Source organism: Roseibium sp. SCP14 (assembly GCF_040329475.1).
GTDB lineage: Bacteria > Pseudomonadota > Alphaproteobacteria > Rhizobiales > Stappiaceae > Roseibium.
Genome location: NZ_JBDZYH010000009.1, coordinates 92,212 through 118,032, shown reverse-complemented (window position 1 = coordinate 118,032; position 25,821 = coordinate 92,212). Strand labels below are relative to the sequence as shown.

Here is a 25,821-nt window from a genome sequence, read left to right as displayed (position 1 = left end):
GACTGTTCCTTGACAACCAGGACCGTTGTCAAGGAACAGTCGCTCGCGCATATTGCTTCGCAATTTTCGGCCTGGCTGCGCCAGTCATCCAATCAGCAAGCGGGGCTTCGCCCGCACCGGGCAGACAAATCGTGCTGGGCTGATCTCTGCATACGAACGCTGCGTGTGCGGACTGCATGCCGAATGCTCAAATCACAAACGATCAGGTAAACAGGAAGTCATTCTGATCAAGGTCCAGAAGCTGCACGCCTTCCAATGTCACAGTAGTTCCGCCAAAACTGAGAACAGTGTCCGAACCAGATGCCTCCAATACGAGATCGCTAAACGCAGACGCACCGCTCACAATCTCAATCAGGTCCTCACCATCGGTAAAATCCTTGATCCGATCGGTACCATCGTTTGACTTGAAGACAAACGTGTCACTTCCAAGACCACCGGTGAGCGTATCAAATCCTGCATTTCCAATCAGGCGATCCGACCCATCTCCTCCAAGAAGCTGGTCGTGTTTTGTGTTGCCGGTCAGGACATTGTCTTCGGCATTTCCTGTCAAAGTCGCGTTGCTGCCTCCCACATAAGTGAGATTTTCAACATTCGAGATTCCTGACAAGCTGAAAGTGCTCCAGCTGGTTTGAACTTCGTCTATGCCGTTTGCGGCCGCCTCAACAATGGTCACGGAGGTCGATACGACATAAACATCATTACCGGCCCCACCATGCAGTTCGGTGCCGCTGGATGTTGAACGAAGTATGTCGTTAAACTCTGAACCGACTGCTCGTTCAATGTTGTGGAAGCTATCTCCCTCCGAATCTCCTCCTATGCCGACGCTTCCATTGACCAGGTTAATGTCGATCCCCGCGCTGGATTCAGAATAATCGATGGTATCGAACCCGTTGCCACCATTGAGAATAAGAGCTTCTGCACCACTGACGAAGGTATCGTCGTACTGTGTTCCCACCAACCCTTCGATACTGTCAAACGTATCTCCGGCTGCATCAGCGCTGTGAATACCTGTCTTGAAGTTGACGGTTACAGCAGCTGAAAGCGTGTAATAGCTCATATAGTCGGTGCCAGCGCCCCCGATGATCTGATCAGCGCCCGCACTGCCAAAGAACACATCGTTACCGGACCCTCCGGTCAAAACGTTATTTTCTGCATTTCCTGTCAGACGCGCGTTACCGTTTCCAATGAATGTTAGCCGCTCAACGTTCTCCATGCCTGACATGTCAAACGTGCCCGATTGAGTTTGGATCTCATCGATACCTTCACCTGTATTCTCGGTGATAATGGCGCCAGAATTTACGACATAGACATCGTCACCGGCGCCGCCTAGCAATTCTGAACTGCCTGACGTAGAGCGCAGAGTGTCATCAAATGCCGATCCAATTACTCTCTCGATGAAGTAATAGGTGTCACCTTCCGCATCGCCACCATATCCGACACCTTGCCAGATGCCTCCTGAAACTATGCTCTTTCTCAGATCGACATCCACAGCTGCTGACGAAGAGGAGTAGTCGACTGTGTCGGTTCCGTTCCTGCCGTTAAGCAAGAATGCCTCGGCTCCGCTTATGAAAGTATCATCGAAATTTGAGCCGCCAAGGGCTTCGATGCTATCGAACGTGTCGCCCGCAGCGTCTCCCGAATGTATACCCGTCTTGAGGTTGACGGTGACTGCTTCGGTGGCATTAAGGTAACTGGCGTAATCAGTTCCGGCGCCTCCCACGAGATGGTCAGCTCCTGCTCCACCTAGCAGTTGGTCAACTCCAGAACCGCCAACTATCACGTTGTCTCCGGCATTTCCGGTCAGAATTGCATTACTACTGCCCAAATAGACCAGGCGCTCAACGTGTTCGAAATCCTCCATTGAGAATGTGCGGGAGGTGGTGCGGATTTCATCGTTGCCCTCTCCTGATGCTTCGATAGCTCGAACGACCTGGTTGTTTTGAATTATGTAAACATCGTCACCGGCGCCACCAACAAGTTCTGTGCCACTGACAACCCCTCGCAAGGTGTCTGAGTAAGTAGTTCCTATGACGCGTTCGATTGAGCTGTATGTATCGCCTTCAGCGTGACCACCAGTTCCTGCGCCAGATATGAGATCGACATCAACCGCAGCTGTAGAGCTGGAATAGTCGACTGTATCGGTTCCTGTTCCTCCGATCAGCTGGTCAGCACCCCCCAGACCAATCAACACATCGTTTCCACCTTTGCCGTCGATCCTGTTAGCTCCCGCGTTTCCGGTGAGGGTTTCAGCTGAGTTTGTGCCGTTGAAGTTATCGAGGCGAAGGACAATGTGGTCTGTGCTCAGCTCGTTAAGCGACACATTTTCCAGCGTGATCGTATCTGTGCCCACTGTGAAGACTACGTTGCCACTTCCGTCGTCGACAGCTGCGTCTAATGCCGCCTGTTGAGTTGCGAACACCGAACCTGAAAACTCGAGTTTATCAGTGACTGACCCTGTCGCCTCGAAGTCTTCAACAACATCATTACCGTCACCGACATAGAAGACGAAGGTATCGCTTCCATCCCCACCAATTAGGCGGTCATTTCCCATCCCTCCAGTAATCGTATCGTGCTTCGATCCAGCTTTGAGGGTGTTATTCTCGTCAGTTCCTGTCATGGCAACGTTGTTGTTGCCCAGATAGGTCAAGTTTTCGATATTTGCATAGTCCGCAAGATTGAGACCCTCAGAGTATGTTTGAACTTCGTCAATACCTTCACCGTCCAGTTCAGTGATATCAACGCCAGTGTCTACGATATAAACATCGTCACCTGCTCCGCCGATCAGCTCAGTGCCGGAGGTCCTTGAACGCAAAACGTCATCATGTGCCGAGCCAATCACACGCTCGATGCTATAAAAAGCGTCCCCCTCAGCGTCACCACCTATGCCGGTGCTGCCGTTGACCAACTCAATGTCGACGCCAGCATCGGAACTGGAGTAATCGACTGTGTCCTGTCCGGTCCCGCCGCTGAGAACAAGCGCCTCGGAACCACTGACAAATGTATCGTCATATTGTGATCCGATCAGACCTTCGATGCTCTCAAACGTGTCGCCTGCTGCATCTCCGGTGTGGGCACCGGTTTTGAAGTTGATGGAGACACTCGCAATCGAAGTCGAGTACATTGCGTAATCGAAACCTGCTCCACCGATAATGTGGTCTGCTCCAGCTCCACCGGTGAGCCGGTCGTCACCAGAAGCTCCCGTGAGAACATTGTCTCCAGCGTTGCCGGTAAGCGTGGCATTGCCATTGCCGAGGAATGTCAGCCGTTCAATCGCCGCCAGGTCCTCAAGAGAAAACGTTCCATTATGTGAACGGATTTCGTCGTTACCTTGACCAGCCAGTTCGATGACCTCGGCCGATCCGTGAATGATGTAGATATCGTCACCATCACCTCCGGCTAATTCGCGGTAGCCGACTGTGGATCGCAAAGTATCATTGAAAGCTGAACCGACTACACGTTCGATATTGTAGTAGATTTCACCTTCTGCATCCCCACCCGTTCCAACACCTTCCCATAGGCTGCCGGATACGACGCTGTTGGTTAGATCGACATTCACAGCGGTCGACGATGTTGAATAATCAACAATGTCAAACCCGTTCCCACCATTCAAGATAATGGCTTCGGATCCGCTGACAAAGGTATCGTCGTAGAGTGTCCCTCCCAGTCCTTCAATGCTATCGAAGGTGTCACCGGTAGCATCTCCGGAATAGACACTGGTCTTGAGGTTGAAGCTTATTCCCTCCGAAGATGTTAGGTAGCTCGCGTAGTCCACTCCATTTCCACCAACTAAGTGATCGGCTCCTGCACCTCCAACAAGCGTATCATTGCCAGAGCCACCGGTGAGAACGTTGTCGCCAGCATTACCTGTGAGGGTAACGTTACCGCCACCAATCATCGTCAATCGTTCTATGGCATGAAGATTTTCAATGGAGTAATTCGAGTTGACCTGGATCTCGTCGTCACCTTCTCCGGTGAGCTCGATAACTTCGGCGGCTCCTTGCACAACATAGACATCGTTGCCTGCTCCGCCGACAAGCTCGCGCGCGCCGTACGTCGACCGTAACGTGTCATCGAAGTCTGAGCCGATCACACGATCGATGTTGTAGTATTTGTCCCCTTCAGCGTCTCCCCCACTTCCGACGCCTTCCCAGAGGCCGGGGGACGGTTGCGCATAGCTCAGGTCAATATTAACTGCGGAAGAAGAGGAGGAGTAGTCGACGGTATCGAAACCGAGGCCTCCGTTCAAAATAATGGCTTCGGATCCGCTGATAAAGGTGTCGTCGTACGAAGACCCAACCAATCCTTCGATGCTGTCATACGTGTCACCGGCGGCATCTCCAGAATAGACGCCTGTCTTGAGATTAAGGTCTATTCCAGTGGTGGAGGTCAAATAGCTTGCATAGTCTACGCCATCTCCGCCAAACAAATGGTCGGCTCCGGCTCCTCCGACTAACGTGTCGTTTCGCGAACCTCCTGTGAGAACATTGTTACCTGCATTGCCGGTCAACGTAGCATTGCCGTTGCCGATCAGAGTCAGACGTTCAATGTATTGCAGGTTTTCAATTGAGTAGTTTGAAGTGACTTGGATTTCATCGTCGCCTTCACCTGCCAGCTCAATGACTGCAGTTGAGTTGCCGACGATATAGACGTCATCGCCAAATCCGCCAACGAGTTCAGTATTACTGATAGTGGATCGGAGAGTATCGCTAAACGAAGAACCGATTATGCGTTCGATGCCGTAGAAGGAGTCCCCTTCAGCATCTCCACCGGTTCCGACACTACCATTGGCCAAGTCTACGTTTACCGCCTGGAGCGAAGTGGAGTAATCAACGATATCGAAACCGTCTCCACCACTCAGGAGAATAGCCTCTCCTCCGCTCACGAAGATATCGTTGTATTGTGTGCCTATGATTCCTTCGATGCTTTCATAAGTGTCGCCGGCCGCATCACCGGAGTGAACACCGGTCTTAAGGTTGATGGTGACTGCGTCCGGAGCAGTCGAATAAATGGCGTAATCAGTGCCATCTCCGCCAATCAGCAAGTCAGCCCCGGCGCCGCCGGTTAGCCAGTCATTTCCGGAGCCACCTCTTAGAACATTATCTCCAGAATTACCCGTCAACTTGGCATTGCCGTTGCCGACAAAGCTGAGGCGCTCAATGGCGTCTAGATCCGCGATGGAGTACTCGCCAGTCAAGGATTGGATTTCGTCCTCGCCTTCATTGGCATGCTCGACCACATCCACTGAAGACGTCACGACATAAACGTCGTCTCCTTCGCCACCAACGAGTTCAGAACCGATAATCCTGGATTGCAAGATGTCATCGTTAACAGTGCCTATCACGCGTTCGATGGCGTAATAGCTGTCCCCGGTTGCATCACCCCTGTATCCAAAACCCTCCCAGACACCACCCGACAGAGCATTAATGCTCAAGCTAACGGTGACACCACCAACACTTCCTGAGAAATCGAGCGTATCTGTTCCATAGCCGCCGTGCAGATAGTCCGCTCCACCATCGCCAAATAGGAGATCGTCCCCATAGCCGGCCAGAATCTTGTTGGCTGCTTCATTGCCAGAAAGGAGGTCATGAAACTGCGTTCCAATGATGTTTTCGATTGCGGACAGAGTGTCCCCTTCCGCATCGCCACCTGCACCCGTGCCGTCTGAGAGAGAAACGTTGATCGCGGACGATGATTGCGAGTAGTCGACAGTGTCACTACCGAACCCACCGGAATAGATGTCGGCTCCAGCGCCGCCATTTATGGTGTCGTCGCCCGCGCCGCCGAGAACCGTATCATCGCCGGCACCTCCTGTTAGAATATCGTCGCCGTTGCCACCATCCAGAAGATCATTTTCTGATCCACCTTGAAGTGTGTCGATCCCGTCACCGCCAAAGAGCTGATCGTCACCCTGACCGCCCGTCAGAGTATCGTTGCCGTCTCCACCGGAAAGCTGATCATTGCCGGCGTCACCGTTCAGACTATCGTTACCAAAGCCAGCCCAAATGCGGTCAGCGCCATCACCACCATCTATTGTGTCATTGCCAAGGCCGGCAATGATGACATCGTCTCCAGCAGCGGCGGTGATGGTTTCTGAGGTGTTAGTACCAAAGATTATGTCTGCATTCGAGGTTCCAGCCAGATTTGTGCCGCCCGTACCCGCGATCATGCCTGTGAGATCTAAGACGAATCCAGAAGCATTCTCCAGCTTTTCAACTGCATAGTCAGCTTGCTGGCTGTTCTCGATATTGATGACAGTGTTTGCCTCGACAACATCCTGATCGTTGCGAGCGTGCAATGTGAAAACCAGGTTATCGCTATTGGAGTGCAGCGTTAAGTCGTCGAAGGTAGTGCCGCTTTTCAGTTTAAGGGTGTCTGTTCCTCCATTCACAAGCGTGCGTGTCGTTGTCGTTCGTGTCCCGTAGACTGCTGTCTGGCCATGGTAGCCCGCTAGGTACCTTTCTTCACTGGTTTCGACATGAACGCCAATGTCCCGTATGCCGATCGTGCCATGACCAAGACCGACAAGGTATGTGTCATCACCACCGCCACCGAATAGTACGTCTGCCCCTGCACCACCTGATAGTGTGTCGTTTCCACCCTGACCGCTAAGCTGATCGTCGCCAGCCCCGCCCAATAGCAGGTTTGCACCCGCATTTCCTTTCAGCTGATCATCATGATCGGAACCAAAAAGGTTCTCGATTTCGGAAAGAACATCACCAGCAGCGTCACCGCCGTTTGCGGTTCCCGTCAGAAGGTCTACGCTGACACCCGCTCCAGAAGTTGAATAGTCTGCAGCGTCTGTGCCTGCCCCGCCGTTGATAGTATCGGCTCCTGCACCACCGGAAAGAATATCGTCGCCAGAGCCACCATTCAGTGTGTCGTTACCCGCAAGCCCTTCAAGGGCGTTGTTTTCCGTGTCTCCTGTCAGGCTATCTGCTTGAGCTGACCCGATGACATTCTCGATATCTATGAGAATATCACCAGCTGCGTGTCCGCCGACTGATGTTCCGGCCTCGAGGTCAACAGTAACGCCTTGGACAGATTGGGCATATGAGACTGTATCATTTCCGTCGCCGCCATCGATCTGGTCGGTTCCCGCATCTCCAAATATGACATCATCGCCAGATGCGGCACTAATCACGTCGTTGCCGTCACCACCTAGCAACACGTCATTGCCATGACCACCCTGCAAAACATCATCGCCAGCCTTACCGTCCATGAACAAGGAGCCGTAGGCATTGGATGCATCGAAACTATCGTTACCTGAAGCGCCAGTTGCGACGGTGGAACGATTGAAACTGCGTGTAACGCCGTTCGCGTTGGTTGTGATGAAGGCGTCACGACCATTGTCGGTTTCGATCAGGACGCCATCACCATCGATGGTCCGATTGGACCCAAACGTGTCGTATGCGAATGAAACGTCGCCAACCGTATAGGTCGTCCCACCCGATCCTGTGGCCTCGGTTGTGCCGTGTATGACCGTACCGTCTGAGTAAACGGTAGGTGTCGAATTGGTATATTCTAGATTGAACGCTGTAATGCCAAAACTGTCTAACTCTAGCAGTTCACCCGCATCGATCGTTCCGTTGCTGTTTTCGTCCTTCCAAAGTTTGAATTCATGCCAACGTTCATCCTGAGCGTCAAAAACCTTGTCATTGTTGCTGTCAAAAACCGTTGCAAGCGCTTCGAGATCCGTGTCGGTCGGGTCGTCAGCGGTTAAAAGTGCAAAGGCAATTTGAGAGGAATCACTGAGCTGACCATCAGCATCTTTGTCCCAAAACAACAATGCATCATCAGGGGCGACCCAGGCTGTGCGTTCAACATAGCCATCATTGTCAAAGTCAAATTCTGGTGAAGTTTCACCCAGTTGGATCAGTTCGAGACCATCGTGATCAAGATCAACAACGATCGGCTTGCCGCCGCCATCGCCACCACCGCCATCGCCACCACCGCCATCGCCACCACCGCCATCGCCACCACCGCCATCGCCGCCGCCACCACCGCCATCGCCACCACCGCCATCGCCGCCGCCGCCATCGCCGCCGCCGCCATCGCCGCCGCCGCCATCGCCGCCACCCGTTGGTTCATCCGTGAGGTCGTCTGGACTGAAACCGCCATCAATGGTTTCGTTGACGTAAGTCCCTATTGCATCACTTGCCCAGCTGAAAGCGTCGCCAATCGAACTACTAATGCTCTCGATTGCATCATCGACGTTGGAAACGAAGTCCCCAACGTTGCCAACCACTCCCTGAGAACCGTCCCATGAGAAGAGATCAGTTACGGACTCGATTGCATCTTCAATGTCGTGCAACGTATCAGAAATAAAGTCTCCAACCTGATCTGCTGTTTCCCCGAAACCATTTAAAGAGTTGTCGATATGCTCGCCTAGATTGCCGAGGAACCCAGAGTCGTTGTGCACGCGGATGTCACCGGCAACGTAGGTGTGCAGATCTTCAACTTCGAAATTGTAGGTCTGCCAGGCATCTTGTTCTGCAGGCTGAGCTGTCGGGCCGTTGCAAGCAATAACGCCACGTGAACAGGTGCGATCGAATAGGTGTGCGGTAGCAGCCGAATACAGTATCTTCTCAGCGTTTAATTCGGCAAACTCTCCCGAGGTGAGAGCGGCTGTTACCCGACCGTTTTCGATCATATCTTCGAGAGCAGAAAATCCTCCAAACCGGTCGAGGAATCGGTGACCTGGAGTTGCCACAAGTTCTTTCGTTTCTTCGCCATCAACCCAAGTTAACTTAATCCATTCTGTCGTTGAGTTTCTGTAAAGTCGTGTTATCCGACGAGGGACAAGGTCTCCCAACCCTCCATCGAGAGACGGGTCAAACGCAAGGACAACATCCCCTACCCTAAGATCAGATATCGGGCGGTTTTGGTTAGTTCCAACCAGAATAGGTGTGTCTGCTGGGAAGCATTCATTGGCACCTTTGCCGACATTGCTCGATCGAGAGATAGTTCCGTCAGAGTTGAAGCGAACTTTTTCGTCTGCAGACACGCGATAGGTGTTTCCAAACCTGTCAGTGACGAGCGCACTTCCATCAGGGAGAACGTGGAGTGAATGTCCATCACTGCTATTGAGCCCCTCTCCGCTAAAAACTTCGAACTTCGGGGGACCAGCGGTAGGGGAAGAATATGCAGAGATCTCAAAGTATTCGCGCAGAGACAATGCGCCATCAAAGAAACTTGCTAAATTTCCAGCTTGTGAACTAAACGCTTGTGCATCTGCAACGTCGTCAAACAATGCACGCGCACCCGCATCGTTCGAATATACTTGTACTGCCCCCCCAGATCCATCGCGATGCATCTGTGAAAGTGCGCTGAATATGGACAACTCTCCCTGGTTTGGGCCTGGAGGGAAGCCTGGTGTAGGATATACCTTTAGATTTCCGGCAAGTTTCTGGCGATCGATCCACGCTGCAATCATTGCATCTTGTTCATACAACTCCGGATTGCTCGTGAGCTCATCCTTTACGGTGCTTGTAATTGCGATCAATCGACCTGGTCCAGCTATAGTATCAAGCGCTCCTGGAAGGCCGTGAGTTTCAGCATAGTAAAGAGATATGATATAGTCGGAGTCTAAGGCAACAACACGTCGGTCCATGAGTATTACCTTTCAGAAAAGCTTGGAAAATGTTCTATTTTAATCTCGTGTAGAGAGGTGAATTCTGTTATCGATGGATCATCAATAAGTGTGTGCCACCTCAACATTACGTAAGTGTCTGGTGCAAAATGAACAATTGAAGTCCAGCAGTCGTTCGAAGCATGTTTCTGAAAGACTTCATATTCTGTGCCATCAGGCTCTGGCCGCTCGTGACCGCAGTAAGCAGCAAGCAGTTGCTTCATTAGTCGGTCAGACAACTTTTTCTTGTCTTCAGCATTTGCTCGAATAGACAGCACGGTGTCGTTGATGTCTTTTCCGGTTAGAAGGTATTCTTCTCCGTCAATCGTTTCCGGGCCAAAAACAATGGTTTCGTCGTTTGGAGGAAGTTTTGGGATTCTGATTTGCTTGTTTGCCATCAACTAACCCTCAATTTTGCGGTTCAGATAGACCGACTGGGCCTGCCCTCGTGTTGCCGAGGCGTAGAATTTCTCAAGTCTTCAAAAAACGGTGCGACCTTGAAATCGTGGGTCAATCGTCCACGACGTAGTGAGCCTGCATCTATCATGCCGGTTCTATTCGCCTGCCAATCTGTCAGCTTAATCCAAAGCCCTTGCCCCGGTTCGGATGTCATGTCTGCCGGAAACAAGCGGGTCGCTGGTTCGACTTTGCCCTTGAACCTGTTGTAATTGCGGATTCGATCCGACGGTTGACAGACTGCCTGGCCGGCTATTTGCTCAAGATCCGCTAGCGTCAGGTTTTTTTCTTCTGCAGTCTGGTCGTAACGACCGATCGCGCCTACGTTCTTGAAGCGCAACAAGGCGTGTCGCGCCTGGTAACTGGCAACGCGGTTCAACAATCGAGATACGGCTTGTTCGTTCAGGCCGCGAACCAGGATAGTTCCCGTGTTCACAATCAGTCGTGAGGCCATGGCATTGTCCAAAGCGCTGAGCTTCTTTTTTGCGCACCGCATGCCATCGATAGCTTCATACCAATCGTCGTTGTCGGCGCCGTTCAGTGAAATATAGACGTGGCGCAACCCTGCTGAACGCAGCTCCTCGACATAAGAACGATGCGATAGTCGCAAGCCGTTGGTCAGGAGAACAGCTCGATGCCCGGCTTCACGCACGATGGCAATGATTTCGGCAAGATCCTTGCGCAGGGTTGGTTCTGCCCCGGCAATTCGAATATTGGTTCTGCACGGAAGTGCTAGCAGAAATTCTTTCAATCGACCAATGTCCATGTCGGGCTTGGTTCGGTCGGGAAGATAGCAGTTTGCGCAAGTCATATTGCAGCGATGCGTCACATCCACAACGATGGTCTCAAAAGTGTTTGCAGATGGTTCTAGCTTTCGTACAGGGATCATTGTGCCACCCCCTCTCGTCCACCCGGATAAGTATGTGATGTCTGTTCCGCTAAGTTTGCGAGCAAAGCGATGCGACTGATCTTCCCCGTGTTGCGAACGCTGTGCTCAAAAGCCGTATTGACCTGCCAGAGTTCCCCTCTGGTCATGGCAATGGATTGATCGCGGTCACGCAAATGAAAAGTAAACTCATGGCTGCCGCGGAGAACAGCAATGACACGGATTTGCCGAGGGTCATCAACATGACGCGGGATTTCGGCACCTTCAGCAAGGCAGCTCAGACGCATCCGGTAGGCAGGACCGATCCGATCAGTAATCAATGTCACGAGACTGTTATCCAATGGCAGCCAGTTGTCGAGGTTCGGATTACTGGAAACGCATTCTTCAGATGCCACCTGAGTTTGCAAAGCGACTTGCGCATAGTTTTCCGACAAATATGCGGGGTTCTCGATTTCCAGACCACGGGAGACTCTGTCCTGCATCGCTTCAAAGAGGATGTTTTCGCCTTGATTGTCCTCGTAGTAGCGAGCGAGACGTTCACAATCCTCTTCGGATAGGCACCCAAGTTTCTTTGCAATTGGATTCCTTCGGGCACGTGCGAGTGCTCTAAGATCCAAGAAAGCATGCGAGCTCATCCGGAAGCTCCATCTGACACTTGCAAAGAAAGCGCGTAGTTACCGCCAATTGTTTTGAACCCGGCATGCCTGAAAAAGCGGTCAATGCGTTTGAGATCGAAGCCGGAGGTTACATGCGCAAGAATTTCGTCCACACCTCGAACCTTTGACCATTTGATGACCCCCTGAAGCAGGCGAGCTGCCGTACGGCCGCCAGCAAGTGTGCCGCGTAGCTTCGGGTCTACATAGAAGGAATGGATCGTTGTGAAGAGATCGCCGGTCCCGACGATGTATTCGCCAACCGTACAAAACAGAAAGCCGATCGCCCTACCGTCACGTTCTGCGATCAAAAGGCCGGAATATTTGGGCTCATCGATCGCTCGTCGAAAGAGTGTATCTCGCTTTTCAAAGCTATAGGGCACATTGGAATAGCGGCTTTCTGAATGGAATGCTTGCGAAAGCGGTCGAAGGGAAAGCAAGTCTTCTTCATTTTCAGCAAGGCGAATGCGAACAGATCGCAAAGACTTGTAGCTTGATCCGCTGTCGACCTCCTCTTGTGCAAGCATGCTGCGAACCTCCTGCGGTCAACTTGATTCGTCGACGAAACTGTGAAGTCGAATACACGCAATGGTATTATCAGGAATTTTTATTAATCAATACGCGAAACTGAGAAATTGAGAATTTGTTAATAAGTTCCTGCGCTCGACCCAAAAAATTTAAATTGTCCAATCAGTTACCACCGCAGTTTTTGAACTCGATTTGTCGCGGTTAAAGCTCCGATTCCAGATTTTTTGCAAGAGGACGCGTCAAGGGGACCGCGCTCTATTCCAGCCGCTTTGCGGCCTCCACCGAACCAAACACGGATTCTGCCGGGAATATCTAATGCCGGCAGAAGTCTCAAAGAGCCTCCAGCCGGCAAGACATTCCAGCGCCACAATCCGCATTCGTTTCGGCTCATTCGAGTAACGATCGCTCGCGCATATTGCTTCGCAATTTTCGGCCTGGCTGCGCCAGACATCCAATCTGCAAGCGGGGCTTCGCCCCCGGCCGGTCAAGGATAAACCGCTGCGCGGCCTGCAGCGGGGTTTCCCCACGCTCCGCGCTTCGCTTGTGCGCGCGGGTGATACCTCTCCCCGCTTCCGGTCCATGACCGCCCTCCCCCGTTTCCGACGGCGCGGAAAAGGAAACGAGCCGATCCGGTGAGTTTCAGGAATCAGGAGCTAAACCAATGACCAAGACCACTACCAAAGAAATCAAAGTTGCTTTCAAAAAGCTGGCGCCCGATCCGAAAAACGTGCGCACGAAAGTCGATCAGGACAGCATTGTCTCACTGGCTGCAAGCATTGAAGCAAAGGGCATTCTGCAGAACCTTATTGTCCGTCCGGGGGAAAAGCGGGGCCATTATCTCGTGACCGGTGGCGGTCGCCGTTTCCGCGCCGTGGAACACCTGATCAATGAAGGTACGTTGACCGCAGATTACGAAATCTCTTGTCAGGTCCGCAGCGAAGACGAAGCAACAGAAATCAGCCTTGCCGAAAACGTCATGCGCGTTGCCATGGACCCGGCAGACCAGTTCAAGGCATTCAAGACCCTTGCCGATGACGGGAAGTCTGTTGAGGACATTGCGAAGCATTTTGGCGAAACAGAATTGATCGTTTCCAGGCGCCTGAAACTTGCCCGTGTTTCTTCGGTCCTGTTCGAACTCTATGAAAAGGGAGACATGGAGCTTTCCCAGCTTCAGGCATTCACCGTCAGCGATGATCACGAGGCGCAGGAACGGGTTTGGAACTCCCTGCCGCAATACTACCGCCACGGTAGCGATATCCGTCAAGCCCTGACAGATGGGAAAATTCCTGCATCCGACAAACGGATCAAATATCTCGGTGGCCTCGATGCAGTTCGGGACGCTGGCGGGACTGTCATCTGCGATCTGTTTACGGATCAGGATGGTGGGTACGTTGAAGACGTGGCCCTCGTTGAAAAAATGGTGGCTGACAAGATCGATGCCGCTTCCATCGACATTGCCGCCGAGGGCTGGAAGTGGGTCCGGTATCAGCCGGAAATTGACTACTATGATTTGCAGTCCTATGGCCGGGAGTATCCGCAACAGCCTGCATATTCCGAAGAGGATCAGGCAGAGCTTGAGCGTTTGGAACAGCTGAGTGATGAAGCCGCCGAACGCTTCAATCAGACCGGTGACGAAGAAGACCGGACAGCTTATGAAACTGCTGATCAGGCGTTTGAAGACCTGCAGGCGAAGTATGTTGCTCAATACTCGGATGACCAAAAAGCCCTGTGCGGTGTGATCATCTCAATCGGTTATGAAGGCGATCTGCGCGTAGAGCGTGGCCTGATCGATCCGCAGGACAATCAAGCCAGCAATGCGGCATGTGCTGCTGGTGGCGAGGAAGTCAAAGAAACAGCAACCCACACGAAAACCCTGTTGGCCGAGCTGACCGCTCGCAAGACCGCAGCACTCCGGTTGGAACTTGCCAGGAATGCTGACGTTGCCTTGGCCGTCGCCGTCCATTCCATGGCGATCAAGACACTCTATGAATGGGGTGCGGCCCGCGACAATGGCAGCGTTGAAATCAGTCTTGATAGCGCCTGTCTGGAAAGCCAGATCAAGGACGCCGGTCAATGCAAAGATCTGGACGCACTGGAACGGACCCGCGAAAGCTGGAAGTCAGTCCTTCCGGTTGATCCGGCCGAACTTTGGGACTGGTGCTTGAACGCCTCGCAAAAGACCCTGTTGGAGCTGCAAGCGTTCTGCGTTGCTCAGACCATCAACGCCATTGACTCAGGCGTGGGTTACAACAGGTTCGGTATCGAACACGGTGACCGTATCGGTGAAGCCCTTGGCGTTGCCATCACCGATCATTTCCAGCCGACCGCCGAAAACTACTTCTCCCGCGTCAAGGTCGATGTGATCCATCAGTCTCTTGTTGAGGCATGTGGCGAAGAAGCCGCCGCGCCGGTTCTGAAGATGAAGAAGAAAGAGGCCGCAGCCTACGCCGCTGAAAAGGTAGCCGGAACCGGCTGGGTACCAAGCATGATGCACTTCACCATCGAGCCCCCTGTATCGGATGAAGTGATCAAAGAGGCAGCGTAGAGCTGCCCCCCTCGGCCTGCCCTGCCCTAGCTCCTGCGGGGCAGGCCATTTTCTCTCAAGGCTGATAGCCATGAAACTCATTCGGGACATTGCAGGAAAACAAATTTGGGAACTGCAAGAATCCTACGGCACTACCTATCTTGTTTACGGCTATTACGAGAGCGGCGATCCGAAAGAGTGCTCTTCCCTTTCAATGGCCTACGAATACGGAGCCCCGGAGTTATCTAGAGAGTTTCAACCAGATGCGGACCAGCCTCCCGGGCTTGGCTGAAACCAGATAAGGGGTTTCACAAAGACCCGGCCAAGAGCTACTTCCCCCAGCTTGGCCGGGTCGCACTTTTTGAAACCAGAGACGAAACCATGATCAATGACTTGAAAAATCAAAAAGGGAAAATATGCGCATTTATTTCCTGTATATAGCAGATACACCCAAATAAACTTGATACTTGCTGAGTGTCACCTCAACCGAAACATCCTCTCGACCCCAGACATTGAATAAACTGTATTGGTAGGCTTTAGATTTACTAACACTTTGACCTCCCGTGAAACTCGGGAAGTCTCTTTCGCCGTATCCGCCGACATACTCCCAATCTGGTTTGGTTTTGAGTATTTGCAGAAATTGCTGCGCCATCTCCTTGGCACTTGTTTTTTCGGGTGGCTTAAAGTGAAAGTGACAATCTATATCTACTTTGTCGCCGACACGAGCAATCACGACAGATTCCCATATGCGGCCATTCATAATATCAGCAGTTATAAGACTTCCATCACCATGCTCTGCTCTTACTTTTTCACCGAAAAGCCCAGTTTCAGGTAAGGTGGCAAGGTAGCCCGAAGGATCGGATACAGCCAATTCGCATACTTTCATAAACCGTGTCCAAGCATGCTTTAAAGATATTTTCTCGTTTATGTCGTGCGACCGAAACGAAACTTCTTCTCCATAAGAAATGGACACCGTAAGTAGCATCAAAGAAGCGGCAGCCAAAATCGAAAATGCTTTGGTAAGTAATTGATTTTCCCTAGTTGTTGACCTTCTTTCATCTCACAATATACGGAATATGAAGGAAATCCACATCTTGTGATGAGGTTTAGCGGATGTGAAGTGATCGGGCTGAACGAAGAGCTGTGATTTTCCGGATGTTCCAGGTCACAAGGCAAGCGTAAAATCCAGTGCTGGTGCAAATATCATAACTTTTGCACCGAACGCTGGGACGAGGCAAAAGTGTTTCAACGTCCGCTCCCGGATAACTCCCATGAGACTGTGGCGCGTGGTGTTCGTCAAGACACGTGATGTACTGCAAAAACCAAGCCTCACCGTGGGAGTGAGTGCTTGAGATTCGCGTATTGCTCGGATATTAGCAACCAGCGTTTCTCGCGATCGGCTTCATACTTCTCCAAGGAGTCAATTAACTGTTCACAATCAGATTCAAGATTCTTGTCCAATCCATTGCGTATCGCCCTGCTGACTAATCGATCAACTACCCGTAAGTAATTACCAAGATCATGGGCGTAAATTAGCTCCGAGTTTGACAGGTATGTCTGTATCTCTGAGAAAAATTTTCTGAGACAATTTGTTTCTTCGTCACTGAGTACGAGGGCTTCGTGCTTTGGAGCATTGTTCATCTTGGTGAGTAGCACATTTGCTTCTGAGAAAAGCTCTCTTCGCGATGTTCGACCTTCGTTTCTGCGGTTTACAACGTCTTCAATTCGAGTTTCTAACTTTTCGAGTTCTGCATTCAAATCATTGGTGCGCTCGTTCGTTATCTTTGTCAGCTTTAGTAGGATTTTTTTTAACTCGGCAATAACAAAGGTAAATTCAGAGTGGCTCAAGCGAATTTGTTCAATTAAAGGGTCGACTCTTTGCGTGAATATCTTAGAGCGAAGTTGATTTCTTGCGTCAAATAGCCGTTTCAGAAGTTTAAAGATCTCCTGCGCTGTCGTTTCTAGTGCCGATTCTCCTCTGCTTGCAGACAAAGTGCGATTCCTTCTTCATGATGGAAAGTATTTGGCAATTATGTGACTTAATAGAGCACTATCAGTGATGATAGCCTATCTTTCAGAAGGTTGCGAGTGTAGTCAGAGAGTATTGGAATGGTTGTGCACCATGCTGCCCTGTACGCGCTGACGGCTTCCTTGCTTGTGCGCGGCATGTTTTGAGTGAGAAGGGACCTCTGATTTGAAATGGACCAGCCCTGACGGCCGGGCTGATCCTTTAGCCAGGGCTGCGCCCTGCGGCGCGCGGTCCAGGTCCTCCAAAGCAACAGGATCGCGCCGGCAGTCCGGCCCGATCGCGTTCCTTCTCCGAACCTGACCCGCTTCCTTCCTTCGGAAGAAGGTCCGGCTAAACGCCGGTCATATCACATGGCGAGCGCAGTCATCGTGAACAGAGCGAAACCATAGATCAAAAAACCGACTGCCGAAATTACTCGCGTGTTTGACATGCGATTAGGTTTTCTCCGGATTAGATCAGGTAGCACGATCAATGCCGCCCCCTTGCTGACCAGCAGAATACCCGTCACCGAAACCATGGTTTGCAATAGGCTTGCGAACCTGAAGTGCAGTACCAATAGGACCATGCCCAGGATGAAATGAACCATGCCCGAGAGGTTCAACAATATCGGGTCGGCAGATGACGCATCCTGAATCATGCTCTGATAGGACCTTGGGGAAATGAGTAAACCAAGTCCAGTGACAACCAGGTACGCCCCGGCAACGATTGCAATGGTTTCGGTCAATGGAGTGAGTTCCTTCGAACCGTCTAGAGGTTTGATCAGTCAAACAAATGCGGCCCGGCTGAGAGCCGGTCATATCACCTATTAGGGGCTCCGCCCCCCGTCAGTTCAAGGATAAACCGCTCCGCGGCCTGCAGCGGGGTTTCCCCACGCTCCGCGCTCCGCTTGTGCGCGCGGGTGATCCCCCTCCCCGCTTCCGGTCCTTGACCCGCCGCCCCCGTTTCCGACGACGCGGAAAATGAAACGAGCCAACACGGCGAAGTCAGGAAACGGAGCAAACCAATGAGTCAAGACAATTTCACAGCAACTTACAGCCCGGAAGACAACAAACTGCGTATCTATGCCGACTACAGGCTTGGTGCGGAAACATACGCCCGCTTTAGGGAAATGGGTTTCAAGTGGGCACCGAAACAGCAATTGTTCGTAGCTCCGAAATGGACCCCTGCCCGCGAAGACTTCTGTCTTGAGTTTGCTGGCGAGATTGACCCGGAAATGACCACGATTGCAGAGAGGGCCGAGGCAAAGGCCGAGCGCCTGGACGCTCTTGCGGATAAGCGGGACAGTGAATCAAACGCATTCATGAAGGCCGCCGACGATCTAAGCCAAGCGTTCTATATGGGCCAGCCTATCCTTGTAGGGCATCACTCGGAGCGCAAGGCGCGGAAGACGCAAGAGCGCATGCACAACGCCATGGACAAATCTGTCAGGGCTGCAAAGTTGGTTCAGTATTGGCAATGGAAAGCTGCTGGCGTTGAGCGTTTCGCCAACATGAAGAACAATCCCCGCGTCAGGGCAAACCGTATCAAAACTTTGCTTGCTGATCTGCGGGAATGCCAACGCACTCTCAACCACGCGGCCATGTGCTTGAAGTTTTGGGAAAAAGCGACGTCAGACGAAGCAATCGAAAAGTTTTCCGGCATGCACCTTAAAAGTGGCTCTCTCTGTTATTGGGACCATCAACGCGCGTTCCGTGAGGGGAAAATGACCGCCCAGGAATTGCGGGACATTTCCATGCGCAATTCGCAGGCCATCATTGACAACCAATCCCGCCGCCGCTGGATCGATCACATTCTAAACCGCCTCGCATACGAGCGTGATTTGCTGGGATCGGTTGAGCGCTACGAAGGCGAGTTGACGCCGGTCATCCTGCAGGGCTTTGCCCGTGAGCACGGAGCCCATAAGCCCCAAGGCAAGGCCAGCGAAAGAGGCTTTGAGTTGACCAGCTCAGTGACGTTGCCGCTTCACCTCGCCAATTCAACAACGCTGGATTTGAGCGCGGACGAATGGCGCGATCTGATGCAGGCGGTCGGTTATACCGTACCAGCAAAGAAGCCGGGCTTGCCGCCGATCCTGAATTTCAGAGCGGAGGAACTGGTTTCGCCTAGTCGGGGCTACAACGATCAAGAAAGAAAGTTCCGCCAGGTTGAAATGACCAAGGCTGAATATAGCGCGGTCCACAAAGAGTCTCGCTGGGTGGAAAACAGTGTTTGCGGGAACTTCCGTTTTAAGGTTGCTCCAGATCCCGAATACAAAGGGCCGGGCTATTCCGCGCCACGCGTCGCCGTCTTCCTCACAGACAGCAAAGTTCACCCTGCTCCTGATGGCTTCAAAGCACAAACCGAAGCCGCTTGAACCATCCGACAGGTGAGGGGGGTAAAAATTTTTACCCCCCTCCCAGAACTCAAACATTTGTTTCCAGGTTAGTCAGTCATGAAGAAATCAGTCTATTCGCGCCCCAGCAAACCAATGTTCATTACGGTTCAGCGCCGCAACAGCCGGGCCATTCCCAAAGCCCCGGAAATCAACGAGCCGCTTGTTGTCGACAAATTCAGCGAATGCCATGTGACGCCGTTCGCGGTGGCTCGCCGCATGGTCGAATATCTTGGACCGCAGGGAGACTATAACACTTTGGAACCGAGCGCCGGAACTGGCGCGCTGGTATCGGCCTTGCTGGCAAGCGGTCATAGTCAAAATGAAATTTGCGCAGTCGAAAGGCATCACAAACTTGCGGCCCAGGTTGGTAAGCTTGGCGTTCCGGTCATTCAGGCGTGTTTTCTGGATTATGCGGAAGAGGTCAAAGGCAAGGTTGAGTTTCCACGCATCATCATGAACCCGCCGTTCTCCCAGGTGCGCAAACACATCAAAGCCGCCTTGTCGCTTTTGGGCCGGAACGGTCACGACGAACCCGCCGCGCTTGTCGCTCTCGTGCCCATCACCTACGAGCACGAGGACGCGGAGACGCTTGAGACATTGCCTGAAGACACGTTTTCGATGTGCACAGTCCGAACAAAGATAGTTCGGATTGAGCGTTAAGGCAGTGAGGCGATTTAGTCGCTAACCTAGGTCGTGTCTTTCATCTATTGTCGGTGAAGAATTGCGAATCGGAATGGGCCCTTTAGGCCCATGCTTTCTTGAGCCATGAAATTGAGAAATTCTCTTTGGTGTTCTTATGATTCGTAAATAATCATATTTTTCAGTTGGTTGCGATGAAACTTGCCAATTGGCAAGATTATTCGTGCTTTGACATCTTGCTGTCGTGCGCCACTGTTCTGGATGAGGATGTAGTGCTCATGTTTTACACCACATTTTGATTCACTAAGTTTATACAGATAGTTACCTGGTCTGTTAAGGTTTTGTTTACCCATTTTCCCTTGCAAGAATCGCAGCGCTGTGAAAGCCTGACGCCAAATCGTTGTATTTTTGTCTTTTGTCGTCACGCAAGGATCAGGTTCGAGTTTCATGATTGCATCAGATGCGACTTCGGAGAAGATCGCCGCTTATACGGCGGAACTTTCTCGTGAACTGCACGAACTCAGGGCTGAGCTTTATCCGCCTGAAGCGCACAAGGCCTTCATGCGGACCTACACCACTGCCGACGTTGAGAAAATTCTCGGCGTACCGCAAAGCACGCTTCGCACTCTATCGATAGAGGGAAAAGGACCGGAACCACAGCGCGCAAAAAATGGTACTCGTATGTACACGCTCGAGCAGATCAATCAGCTCCGCGTGTTCTTGGCGGAACTTAGACCCGACGATGCTTTGCGCCTAATTCCCCACCGTAGAGAAGGGGAGGCGATCCAAATTATTGCCGCCTCAAACTTCAAGGGTGGTAGTTCCAAAACAACAACCAGCGTGCATTTAGCGCACTATCTCGCAATACACGGCTATAGGGTTCTTTGTATCGACTTGGACCCTCAAGCGTCTTTTACATCCACCTTTGGGTTGCAGCCCGAATTCGATGTAGGTGAAGGCGAAACCGCGTACGCGGCTCTAAATTACGACACAACACGTCGGCCGATGGCAGAAGTGATACGGGAAACATACTTCCCTAACTTGCATCTGGTTCCTGGAAATCTCGAGCTCATGGATTTCGAGTTTGAAACGCCAGCCGCATTGACGTCAGGTTCTCGGGACGACATGGGCCTATTTTTTGAACGGCTGCGGCGGTCCATTGCGACTGTTGAAGACAACTATGATGTTGTAGTTATCGATACACCGCCGTCTCTTGGATATTCAACATTGGCAGCACTGTATGCGGCCACTGGTATGGTCGTGACTGTGCATCCGGCGATGCTTGATGTTGCGTCCTGTAATCAGTTTTTGATCATGCTTTCAGAATTGTCGGAAACACTCGCTGCCTACGGCGCTCAATTTAGTCATGAGTTCTTCCGAGTATTGATGACCAGAGTGAATCCGAACGATGGACCGCAAAAGTTCATGTCGGCGGTTGTGCGTAAGATCTTCGCAGATGACGTGATGATTGCAGATGCACTTGAGTCTACCGCAGTCGCAGCCGCGGGCGTGGCGAAGAAATCGCTATATGAATTGGAACCTGGGGAAGTTGGCCGAGAACCTTTGAAGCGAGCGTTGGAGAGCGTCGACAAGGTGAACGCTGAAATCCTCTCACTCATTCACAAGCAATGGGGGCGGATCTGATGAAAAAGTCCATTCTGACAAAGCTTCAAAATTCGTCCCGAGAGAGCTCTGCGGCAGCTCCAATACCACGTCGTCCGGCAAAAAGTTCGCCGGTGATTGGCAGTGCTGGCAAAGCTCTTAGCGAGCTGGCAGCAGATACAGTCATTCAGCTTGACCCGAAAAAACTTCATCCTTCTCCGTATCGTGATCGATTGAATGACGATGATGAGGCTTTGGAAGCACTCGCTGAACTTCGGAATTCTATTGAACAGGAAGGCCAGAAACTTCCGGTCTTAGCGCGCCCACACCCCGAGAAACCAGGCGAGTATCAGCTGGCCTATGGACATCGGCGCTGGAATGCAATCAAAGAGTTAGTGAGTTCATCGCCGACACCTGAAAAAGTGTTTATACGAGCACATGTGCGAGAGCTCAGTGATGCTGAGCTTATTCGCGAACAATCGCTCGAAAACGGTGTCCGTGAGAACCTGTCTTGGATAGAAAAAGCACTCTGGGCCGTACAACTGAAGCAGGCAGGTATCAAGCAACGAGATATGGCACCGGTGCTTGGTACCTCGGAGGCTGATGTATCACGCTATTTCAAGATTACAGACAGCCTACCTGGGCAAATTGTCATCGCAATAGGTCGAGCGAAAGATGCAGGTCGTCCTAAGTGGATGAAGCTGCTGGAGCTCTTCGAAAAATCGGCATCATCAAAACAGCGCATCGTGGACTATGTAGATTCTGAAGAGTTCAAAAATTTGGCTTCTTCTGATCGTCTCGATGCAGTGATCAAAATTGCTTCCTCTAGCAGAGCGCGGAAGAGCACCAAATCAGCACCTGATCCGACGGAGTATTCCATTAATGGGTCAAGAATTTGCATCGCGGAAACAACGCGAAGTGGCAAAGTTCTCAAGATACCGTCCAAGGAAACAGAATTCGCAGATTGGCTAGAGGGAAGCATAGAAGAGCTCTATCGCCAATTCGAGAAAACACGCGGGAAGGAGGGCTAATGAAGAGCCGATTTTAATGAAAGAACCCGCCACAAGGGCGGGTCCTAAATGAGATAAGCACAAGTGCTCATGATCTCTGTGTCGCAACATTGATTCTATGGCCACTTGCTGCGCAAAGCAAGCTCTGTCTTTCGGCAGAGAACGGTTTCTTGCGCCTTTTTGCTTGTCTCGCATCAAAGTTTTGAACGACCGGCTGCATTGAACTGCTTCCGGCGAAGGAGGACGTATGTCTTCAACTCAACAGATTGCGAGTTTCCGCAAAGTATCTGTCGGGATCCTCGCGAGTGCGCAACTGGCTGCGCAGGACAACCGGCCGGAAGTCTCAAAGAAAGATATCTCACTTGTGCTGAAGCGTGTCGCGCCGGCGCTTGGCATCGATGGAACCGCTTATCATGTGCTTGATATTCTGCTCGGCCTGGTTCAGTCGGATGATTTCAAGCCCGGCCGACGCCCCGTCGTGGCGATCTCCAATCAAAGGCTGGCCGAATACACCCGTCGTACTTCGCGTACAGTGACCCGCTGCCTGAAGAAACTCGTCGAAGCAGGCGTCCTGGCTTATCGAGACAGCCCTACCGGCCGTCGCTACGTTTATCGCGGCAGGGGAGGGCAGGCAGAACAGGCATACGGCCTGGATTTCACGCCGGCATGCTTCAATCTGGAAGCCTTCAAAGCCCAGGCAGACGCTTTCCAGCGCCGTCTGAAGGCCGAACAAGAAGCCAGACGTGCCATGACCCGCTTTTCCCGTGCAATCGCCGATATGGCCGAGGTAGACGCCGAGACGTTCCAGGAGTGTGTGGCCCAGGCGCAATATCTGCTGGGCCGATCGGAGTTGAGCCTGTTTGATCGGGCCGAGCGCTTGCAAGCCCTTTATGAAGAAGCTCTAAGACTGCTGGAGACAAAGGAAACAGAATCAGAACAAGAAGATATGTCATGCGCGGGTGACATTCATGTCAGCCCTTTATTTATTACAACCCATCCCGACTCTCTTAAAAGTAATAACAAAAGGACTTGCTCTAACGAGCAAGACACCAAATTTACCCCTGACAACGGCAAAGCCGTTGAAATGGCTCTAGAAAAAGAGCCTTGCGGCGGGCACTCAGAAACTCAACAACCGAAACCACAAGCGGACAGGTACGAGCGAGGCAAACGGGCAGAAACCAATCTTGACGGCGTATCCATAGGCCTTATTCAGTCTGCATGTTCGCAGGTTCAAACTGAAACCGGGCTTTCCTTCACAAACTGGTCGGATTTGTGTGGGGCCGCGGATCAGTTGCGCATTCTGATCGGGCTCAGTCCGGCCGGATACCAGAACGCTGTCGAGCGCCAGGGACAATATCTGGCGGCGGCCTGCCTGGCCGTCGTTGCTGAAAAGGCGTTGCGGGATCCGGAGCAGATTACGTCTCCGGGCGGCTATTTCCGCGCAATGATCGATCGGGCAGGGGAGGGCAAGCTGCACTTGCACAAGTCCTTGCATGGTCTGGTCTGACTTCAGACAAGTCGCATGTAAGGCAGGTTGGATATGAGTGTGACTGGTTGAGTCGATTGAGGGGAATACGGTGAAGCTTAGGAAGCCGACGCCAGACACTGCAGTTTTGTTCTTTGTCCTCGGCGCTATCTCACTCGCAGTTGTTCTTGTTTTGGGGGCTTCGGTCTTCTTTGCAATATGAGCGCCGCTGCAGAAGCCACCTACCTTGGCGAGATTGGCCCGGAAACGGTCCCGTCGGGCCATTGTGACGGAGGTTTGTCCCAGTTGTTTTCACACCTGCGGCTCATAAAAGTCCGTGGGAGCAGTCGAGAGTGAAATCCTCAGACTTCAAAGAGTGCTTTCAGCCTTCTAACCAACCGACGCTTTTGGACGCTGTCTGGAGTGGGCGGTAATCGTCCTGTTTATACTCTCACTTCAAAAGGCGTCTCGAAGGGTACCGATTCCGACCGATCTTGTTGAATCGGCCCATGGAGCACGGCGGAGTGATATAGCGACACTATTCGCGGAATGACCTCTTGCGACTGTTGAAACGTGGCTTTGCTAGGTCAAGAACCGAGCTGATAGCTATAGAAACTTTGAGCCACGCGGGGCTTGGGGCATATCTGCAGTAATCTCCACCTTCCAATTAGCGCCTAGGTGATCCTGGATCGTGCTACCGTTGGGGTGGTTGTAGCGATTGGGGCGTCCGCATGAGATCACTGCGCGTGAGGGAAATGTACTTTGGGGGATGATCGCTTCCTTGGCCATTTTCCCACCATGATGAGGGATCTGTAGGCCACTGAGGCGAACGCCCCTCATGGACGGAATCTCGTGATAGTCCGCATCTCCTGTGAACAGAATGTCGCGTCCGAACGTGCGCAAATGTAGAGCAAGACCACTGCCATTCATAGATTGACCTGAGCAACGAACAATGCGCACACCGTGGCGATGGCGCGAGCTCTTGCCGGTGCCTACAAGCAAGAGATGGCCACTTTTCTGGAGAAGTTGCGCAAACTTGTTGGCATTCGGGCCAACCGACGACTGTGCGGGAGCAATCCAAATTTTCTCGTGGAACTTGGGGTTCTGCCGTCCGAAGGCGTAGTGATCCGTGTCCCAGTGCGACAGGATTACTATCCCGGCATCGGAACAAGGTGGAGAGAACCCAAAGGGTGCATTGTGTAAATGAAACCAAATGGGTTGTCCGACGTCAAAATATAGCATCGGTTCATTCGTGAGCCTGGGAGTAATGACATTGAAGCTAGCCTGACCAACGTCAAGCGCAGCAGGCATGCTTGTTCGCCAAGCACGGCCCCAGCGTCTCAAGTAGGCGTTTACGATTGCCGGGGGCTTCGGTTGGGCGACATTTAATAGCGAATAGCGAGCTTTCAATGCCGCACCTTTGCTGCGAATTGCCGGCACAGAAGCTCCAAGCGGCCGTGGCTCAAAAGGGTCGTGGACCGATGCTAACCGACGCAGGGAGACGAGTTTTCCCCTCCACGGCCGACCAGTTTCCTCTAAGCCTATAAATCTGTTGTCTCGCAATTGCAGTGACCAGACCCAAGGTCCGGTGATCGACGTGTTGGCGGATAGCAAAAGCTCCACCCAATCTCCCACGGACAAAGGTAGGTCATCTCCAAGCTTTTTTTGCAGAACCGCCATTGTGGAAACGATGCGGAGAAAACCGAACTCTTTTTCGGAAGATGAGCCATCATTCCCGTTGTCGAACGCGTCTTTGGCTACTGCATCCAACTGAACTGCAACTCGTCCGCCACCCATCCGCTCGACGCTGTCCACGTGACCATAGAAGCTCCGAAACTCTGCGTCGAAAAAGAAAAAGATACACCTCCAGTACCAAGCACCCCACGTCAATTTGCGTCCGAAACTGAAGGTGCTAATTTCCGATAGTGTCTTGATTGCTCGCAACCATGAATCACTATAGATGACAATTTCAGACGCTGTTACAGAAGCAAAATGAGACTGTGTAGTCTCCCCAGGTTTCTGTCGTC

General features: G+C 52.0%; 17 protein-coding genes. 7 read left to right on the top strand and 10 right to left on the bottom strand.

From position 1 onward, the window contains the following. Positions 1-202: 202 nt before the first annotated feature. Genes ABLQ08_RS27200 through ABLQ08_RS27180 form a run of 5 tightly spaced genes read right to left on the bottom strand, consistent with a single transcriptional unit; the run spans position 203 to position 12,150 of the window. Complete coding sequence (locus tag ABLQ08_RS27200) at positions 203-9,610, bottom strand: hypothetical protein (RefSeq protein WP_352949078.1); 9,408 nt, start codon at positions 9,608-9,610, stop codon at positions 203-205. Between the two features lie 5 nt (positions 9,611-9,615). Beyond that, positions 9,616-10,026, bottom strand: coding sequence for a hypothetical protein (locus tag ABLQ08_RS27195; RefSeq protein ID WP_352949075.1), 411 nt, complete (start codon positions 10,024-10,026; stop codon positions 9,616-9,618). A 23-nt stretch (positions 10,027-10,049) separates the two neighbouring features. Then, positions 10,050-10,973: a radical SAM protein gene (locus ABLQ08_RS27190; RefSeq protein ID WP_352949073.1), complete on the bottom strand. Its 924-nt coding sequence runs from the start codon at positions 10,971-10,973 to the stop codon at positions 10,050-10,052. Continuing rightward, positions 10,970-11,605: an aspartyl/asparaginyl beta-hydroxylase domain-containing protein gene (locus ABLQ08_RS27185; RefSeq protein WP_352949070.1), complete on the bottom strand. Its 636-nt coding sequence runs from the start codon at positions 11,603-11,605 to the stop codon at positions 10,970-10,972. Before ABLQ08_RS27185 ends, ABLQ08_RS27190 begins: the two co-directional genes overlap by 4 nt. After that, complete coding sequence (locus tag ABLQ08_RS27180) at positions 11,602-12,150, bottom strand: GNAT family N-acetyltransferase (RefSeq protein ID WP_352949068.1); 549 nt, start codon at positions 12,148-12,150, stop codon at positions 11,602-11,604. The genes ABLQ08_RS27185 and ABLQ08_RS27180 overlap by 4 nt, the downstream gene beginning before the upstream one ends. A 662-nt stretch (positions 12,151-12,812) precedes the next feature. Between ABLQ08_RS27180 and ABLQ08_RS27175 the strand changes: the two genes are divergently transcribed. Both ABLQ08_RS27175 and ABLQ08_RS27170 read left to right on the top strand, forming a co-directional pair. Further along, positions 12,813-14,696, top strand: a complete 1,884-nt coding sequence (locus ABLQ08_RS27175; protein ID WP_352949066.1) for a ParB/RepB/Spo0J family partition protein — start codon at positions 12,813-12,815, stop codon at positions 14,694-14,696. A gap of 70 nt (positions 14,697-14,766) precedes the next feature. Further along, positions 14,767-14,967 (top strand): hypothetical protein, encoded by a 201-nt coding sequence (locus ABLQ08_RS27170; protein WP_352949063.1) that lies wholly within the window; start codon positions 14,767-14,769, stop codon positions 14,965-14,967. Between the two features lie 132 nt (positions 14,968-15,099). On the opposite strand, the gene ABLQ08_RS27165 is transcribed toward ABLQ08_RS27170, so the two are convergent. The 3 genes from ABLQ08_RS27165 to ABLQ08_RS27155 all read right to left on the bottom strand — a co-directional run bounded on the left by ABLQ08_RS27165 (position 15,100) and on the right by ABLQ08_RS27155 (position 17,428). After that, the gene (locus ABLQ08_RS27165) at positions 15,100-15,561 is read right to left on the bottom strand and encodes a hypothetical protein (RefSeq protein WP_352949061.1); all 462 of its coding nucleotides are present in this window, start codon (positions 15,559-15,561) and stop codon (positions 15,100-15,102) included. 443 nt (positions 15,562-16,004) lie between these two features. Then, positions 16,005-16,667 carry a hypothetical protein gene (locus tag ABLQ08_RS27160; protein WP_352949058.1) on the bottom strand — a complete coding sequence of 221 codons (663 nt, stop codon included), beginning with the start codon at positions 16,665-16,667 and terminating at the stop codon, positions 16,005-16,007. 383 nt (positions 16,668-17,050) lie between these two features. After that, entirely contained in the window at positions 17,051-17,428 is a 378-nt protein-coding gene (locus ABLQ08_RS27155; protein ID WP_352949056.1) for a DUF2065 family protein, read from the bottom strand. A gap of 384 nt (positions 17,429-17,812) precedes the next feature. Here ABLQ08_RS27155 and ABLQ08_RS27150 point away from each other — a divergent pair, with 384 nt between their 5' ends. Then, a complete protein-coding gene (locus tag ABLQ08_RS27150) occupies positions 17,813-19,057 on the top strand; it encodes a DUF3560 domain-containing protein (RefSeq protein WP_352949054.1) in 1,245 nt (414 codons plus the stop codon). Positions 19,058-19,135: 78 nt separating this feature from the next. Beyond that, a complete protein-coding gene (locus ABLQ08_RS27145; protein WP_352949051.1) occupies positions 19,136-19,738 on the top strand; it encodes a methyltransferase type 11 in 603 nt (200 codons plus the stop codon). A 134-nt stretch (positions 19,739-19,872) separates the two neighbouring features. Here the strand turns inward: ABLQ08_RS27145 and ABLQ08_RS27140 are convergent, their stop codons facing one another. After that, on the bottom strand, positions 19,873-20,166 hold the full coding sequence (locus ABLQ08_RS27140) for a hypothetical protein (RefSeq protein WP_352949048.1): 294 nt from the start codon (positions 20,164-20,166) through the stop codon (positions 19,873-19,875). Between ABLQ08_RS27140 and repA the strand changes: the two genes are divergently transcribed. The 3 genes from repA to repC all read left to right on the top strand — a co-directional run bounded on the left by repA (position 20,165) and on the right by repC (position 23,836). Further along, positions 20,165-21,361, top strand: a complete 1,197-nt coding sequence (repA, locus tag ABLQ08_RS27135) for a plasmid partitioning protein RepA (RefSeq protein WP_352949046.1) — start codon at positions 20,165-20,167, stop codon at positions 21,359-21,361. The two genes, ABLQ08_RS27140 and repA, sit on opposite strands and share 2 nt — an antisense overlap. After that, entirely contained in the window at positions 21,361-22,350 is a 990-nt protein-coding gene (gene repB, locus ABLQ08_RS27130; RefSeq protein WP_352949043.1) for a plasmid partitioning protein RepB, read from the top strand. Before repA ends, repB begins: the two co-directional genes overlap by 1 nt. Positions 22,351-22,576: 226 nt before the next feature. Then, on the top strand, positions 22,577-23,836 hold the full coding sequence (gene repC, locus ABLQ08_RS27125) for a plasmid replication protein RepC (RefSeq protein ID WP_352949040.1): 1,260 nt from the start codon (positions 22,577-22,579) through the stop codon (positions 23,834-23,836). Between the two features lie 564 nt (positions 23,837-24,400). On the opposite strand, the gene ABLQ08_RS27120 is transcribed toward repC, so the two are convergent. Then, positions 24,401-25,609 (bottom strand): hypothetical protein, encoded by a 1,209-nt coding sequence (locus ABLQ08_RS27120; RefSeq protein ID WP_352949037.1) that lies wholly within the window; start codon positions 25,607-25,609, stop codon positions 24,401-24,403. Positions 25,610-25,821: the final 212 nt, after the last annotated feature.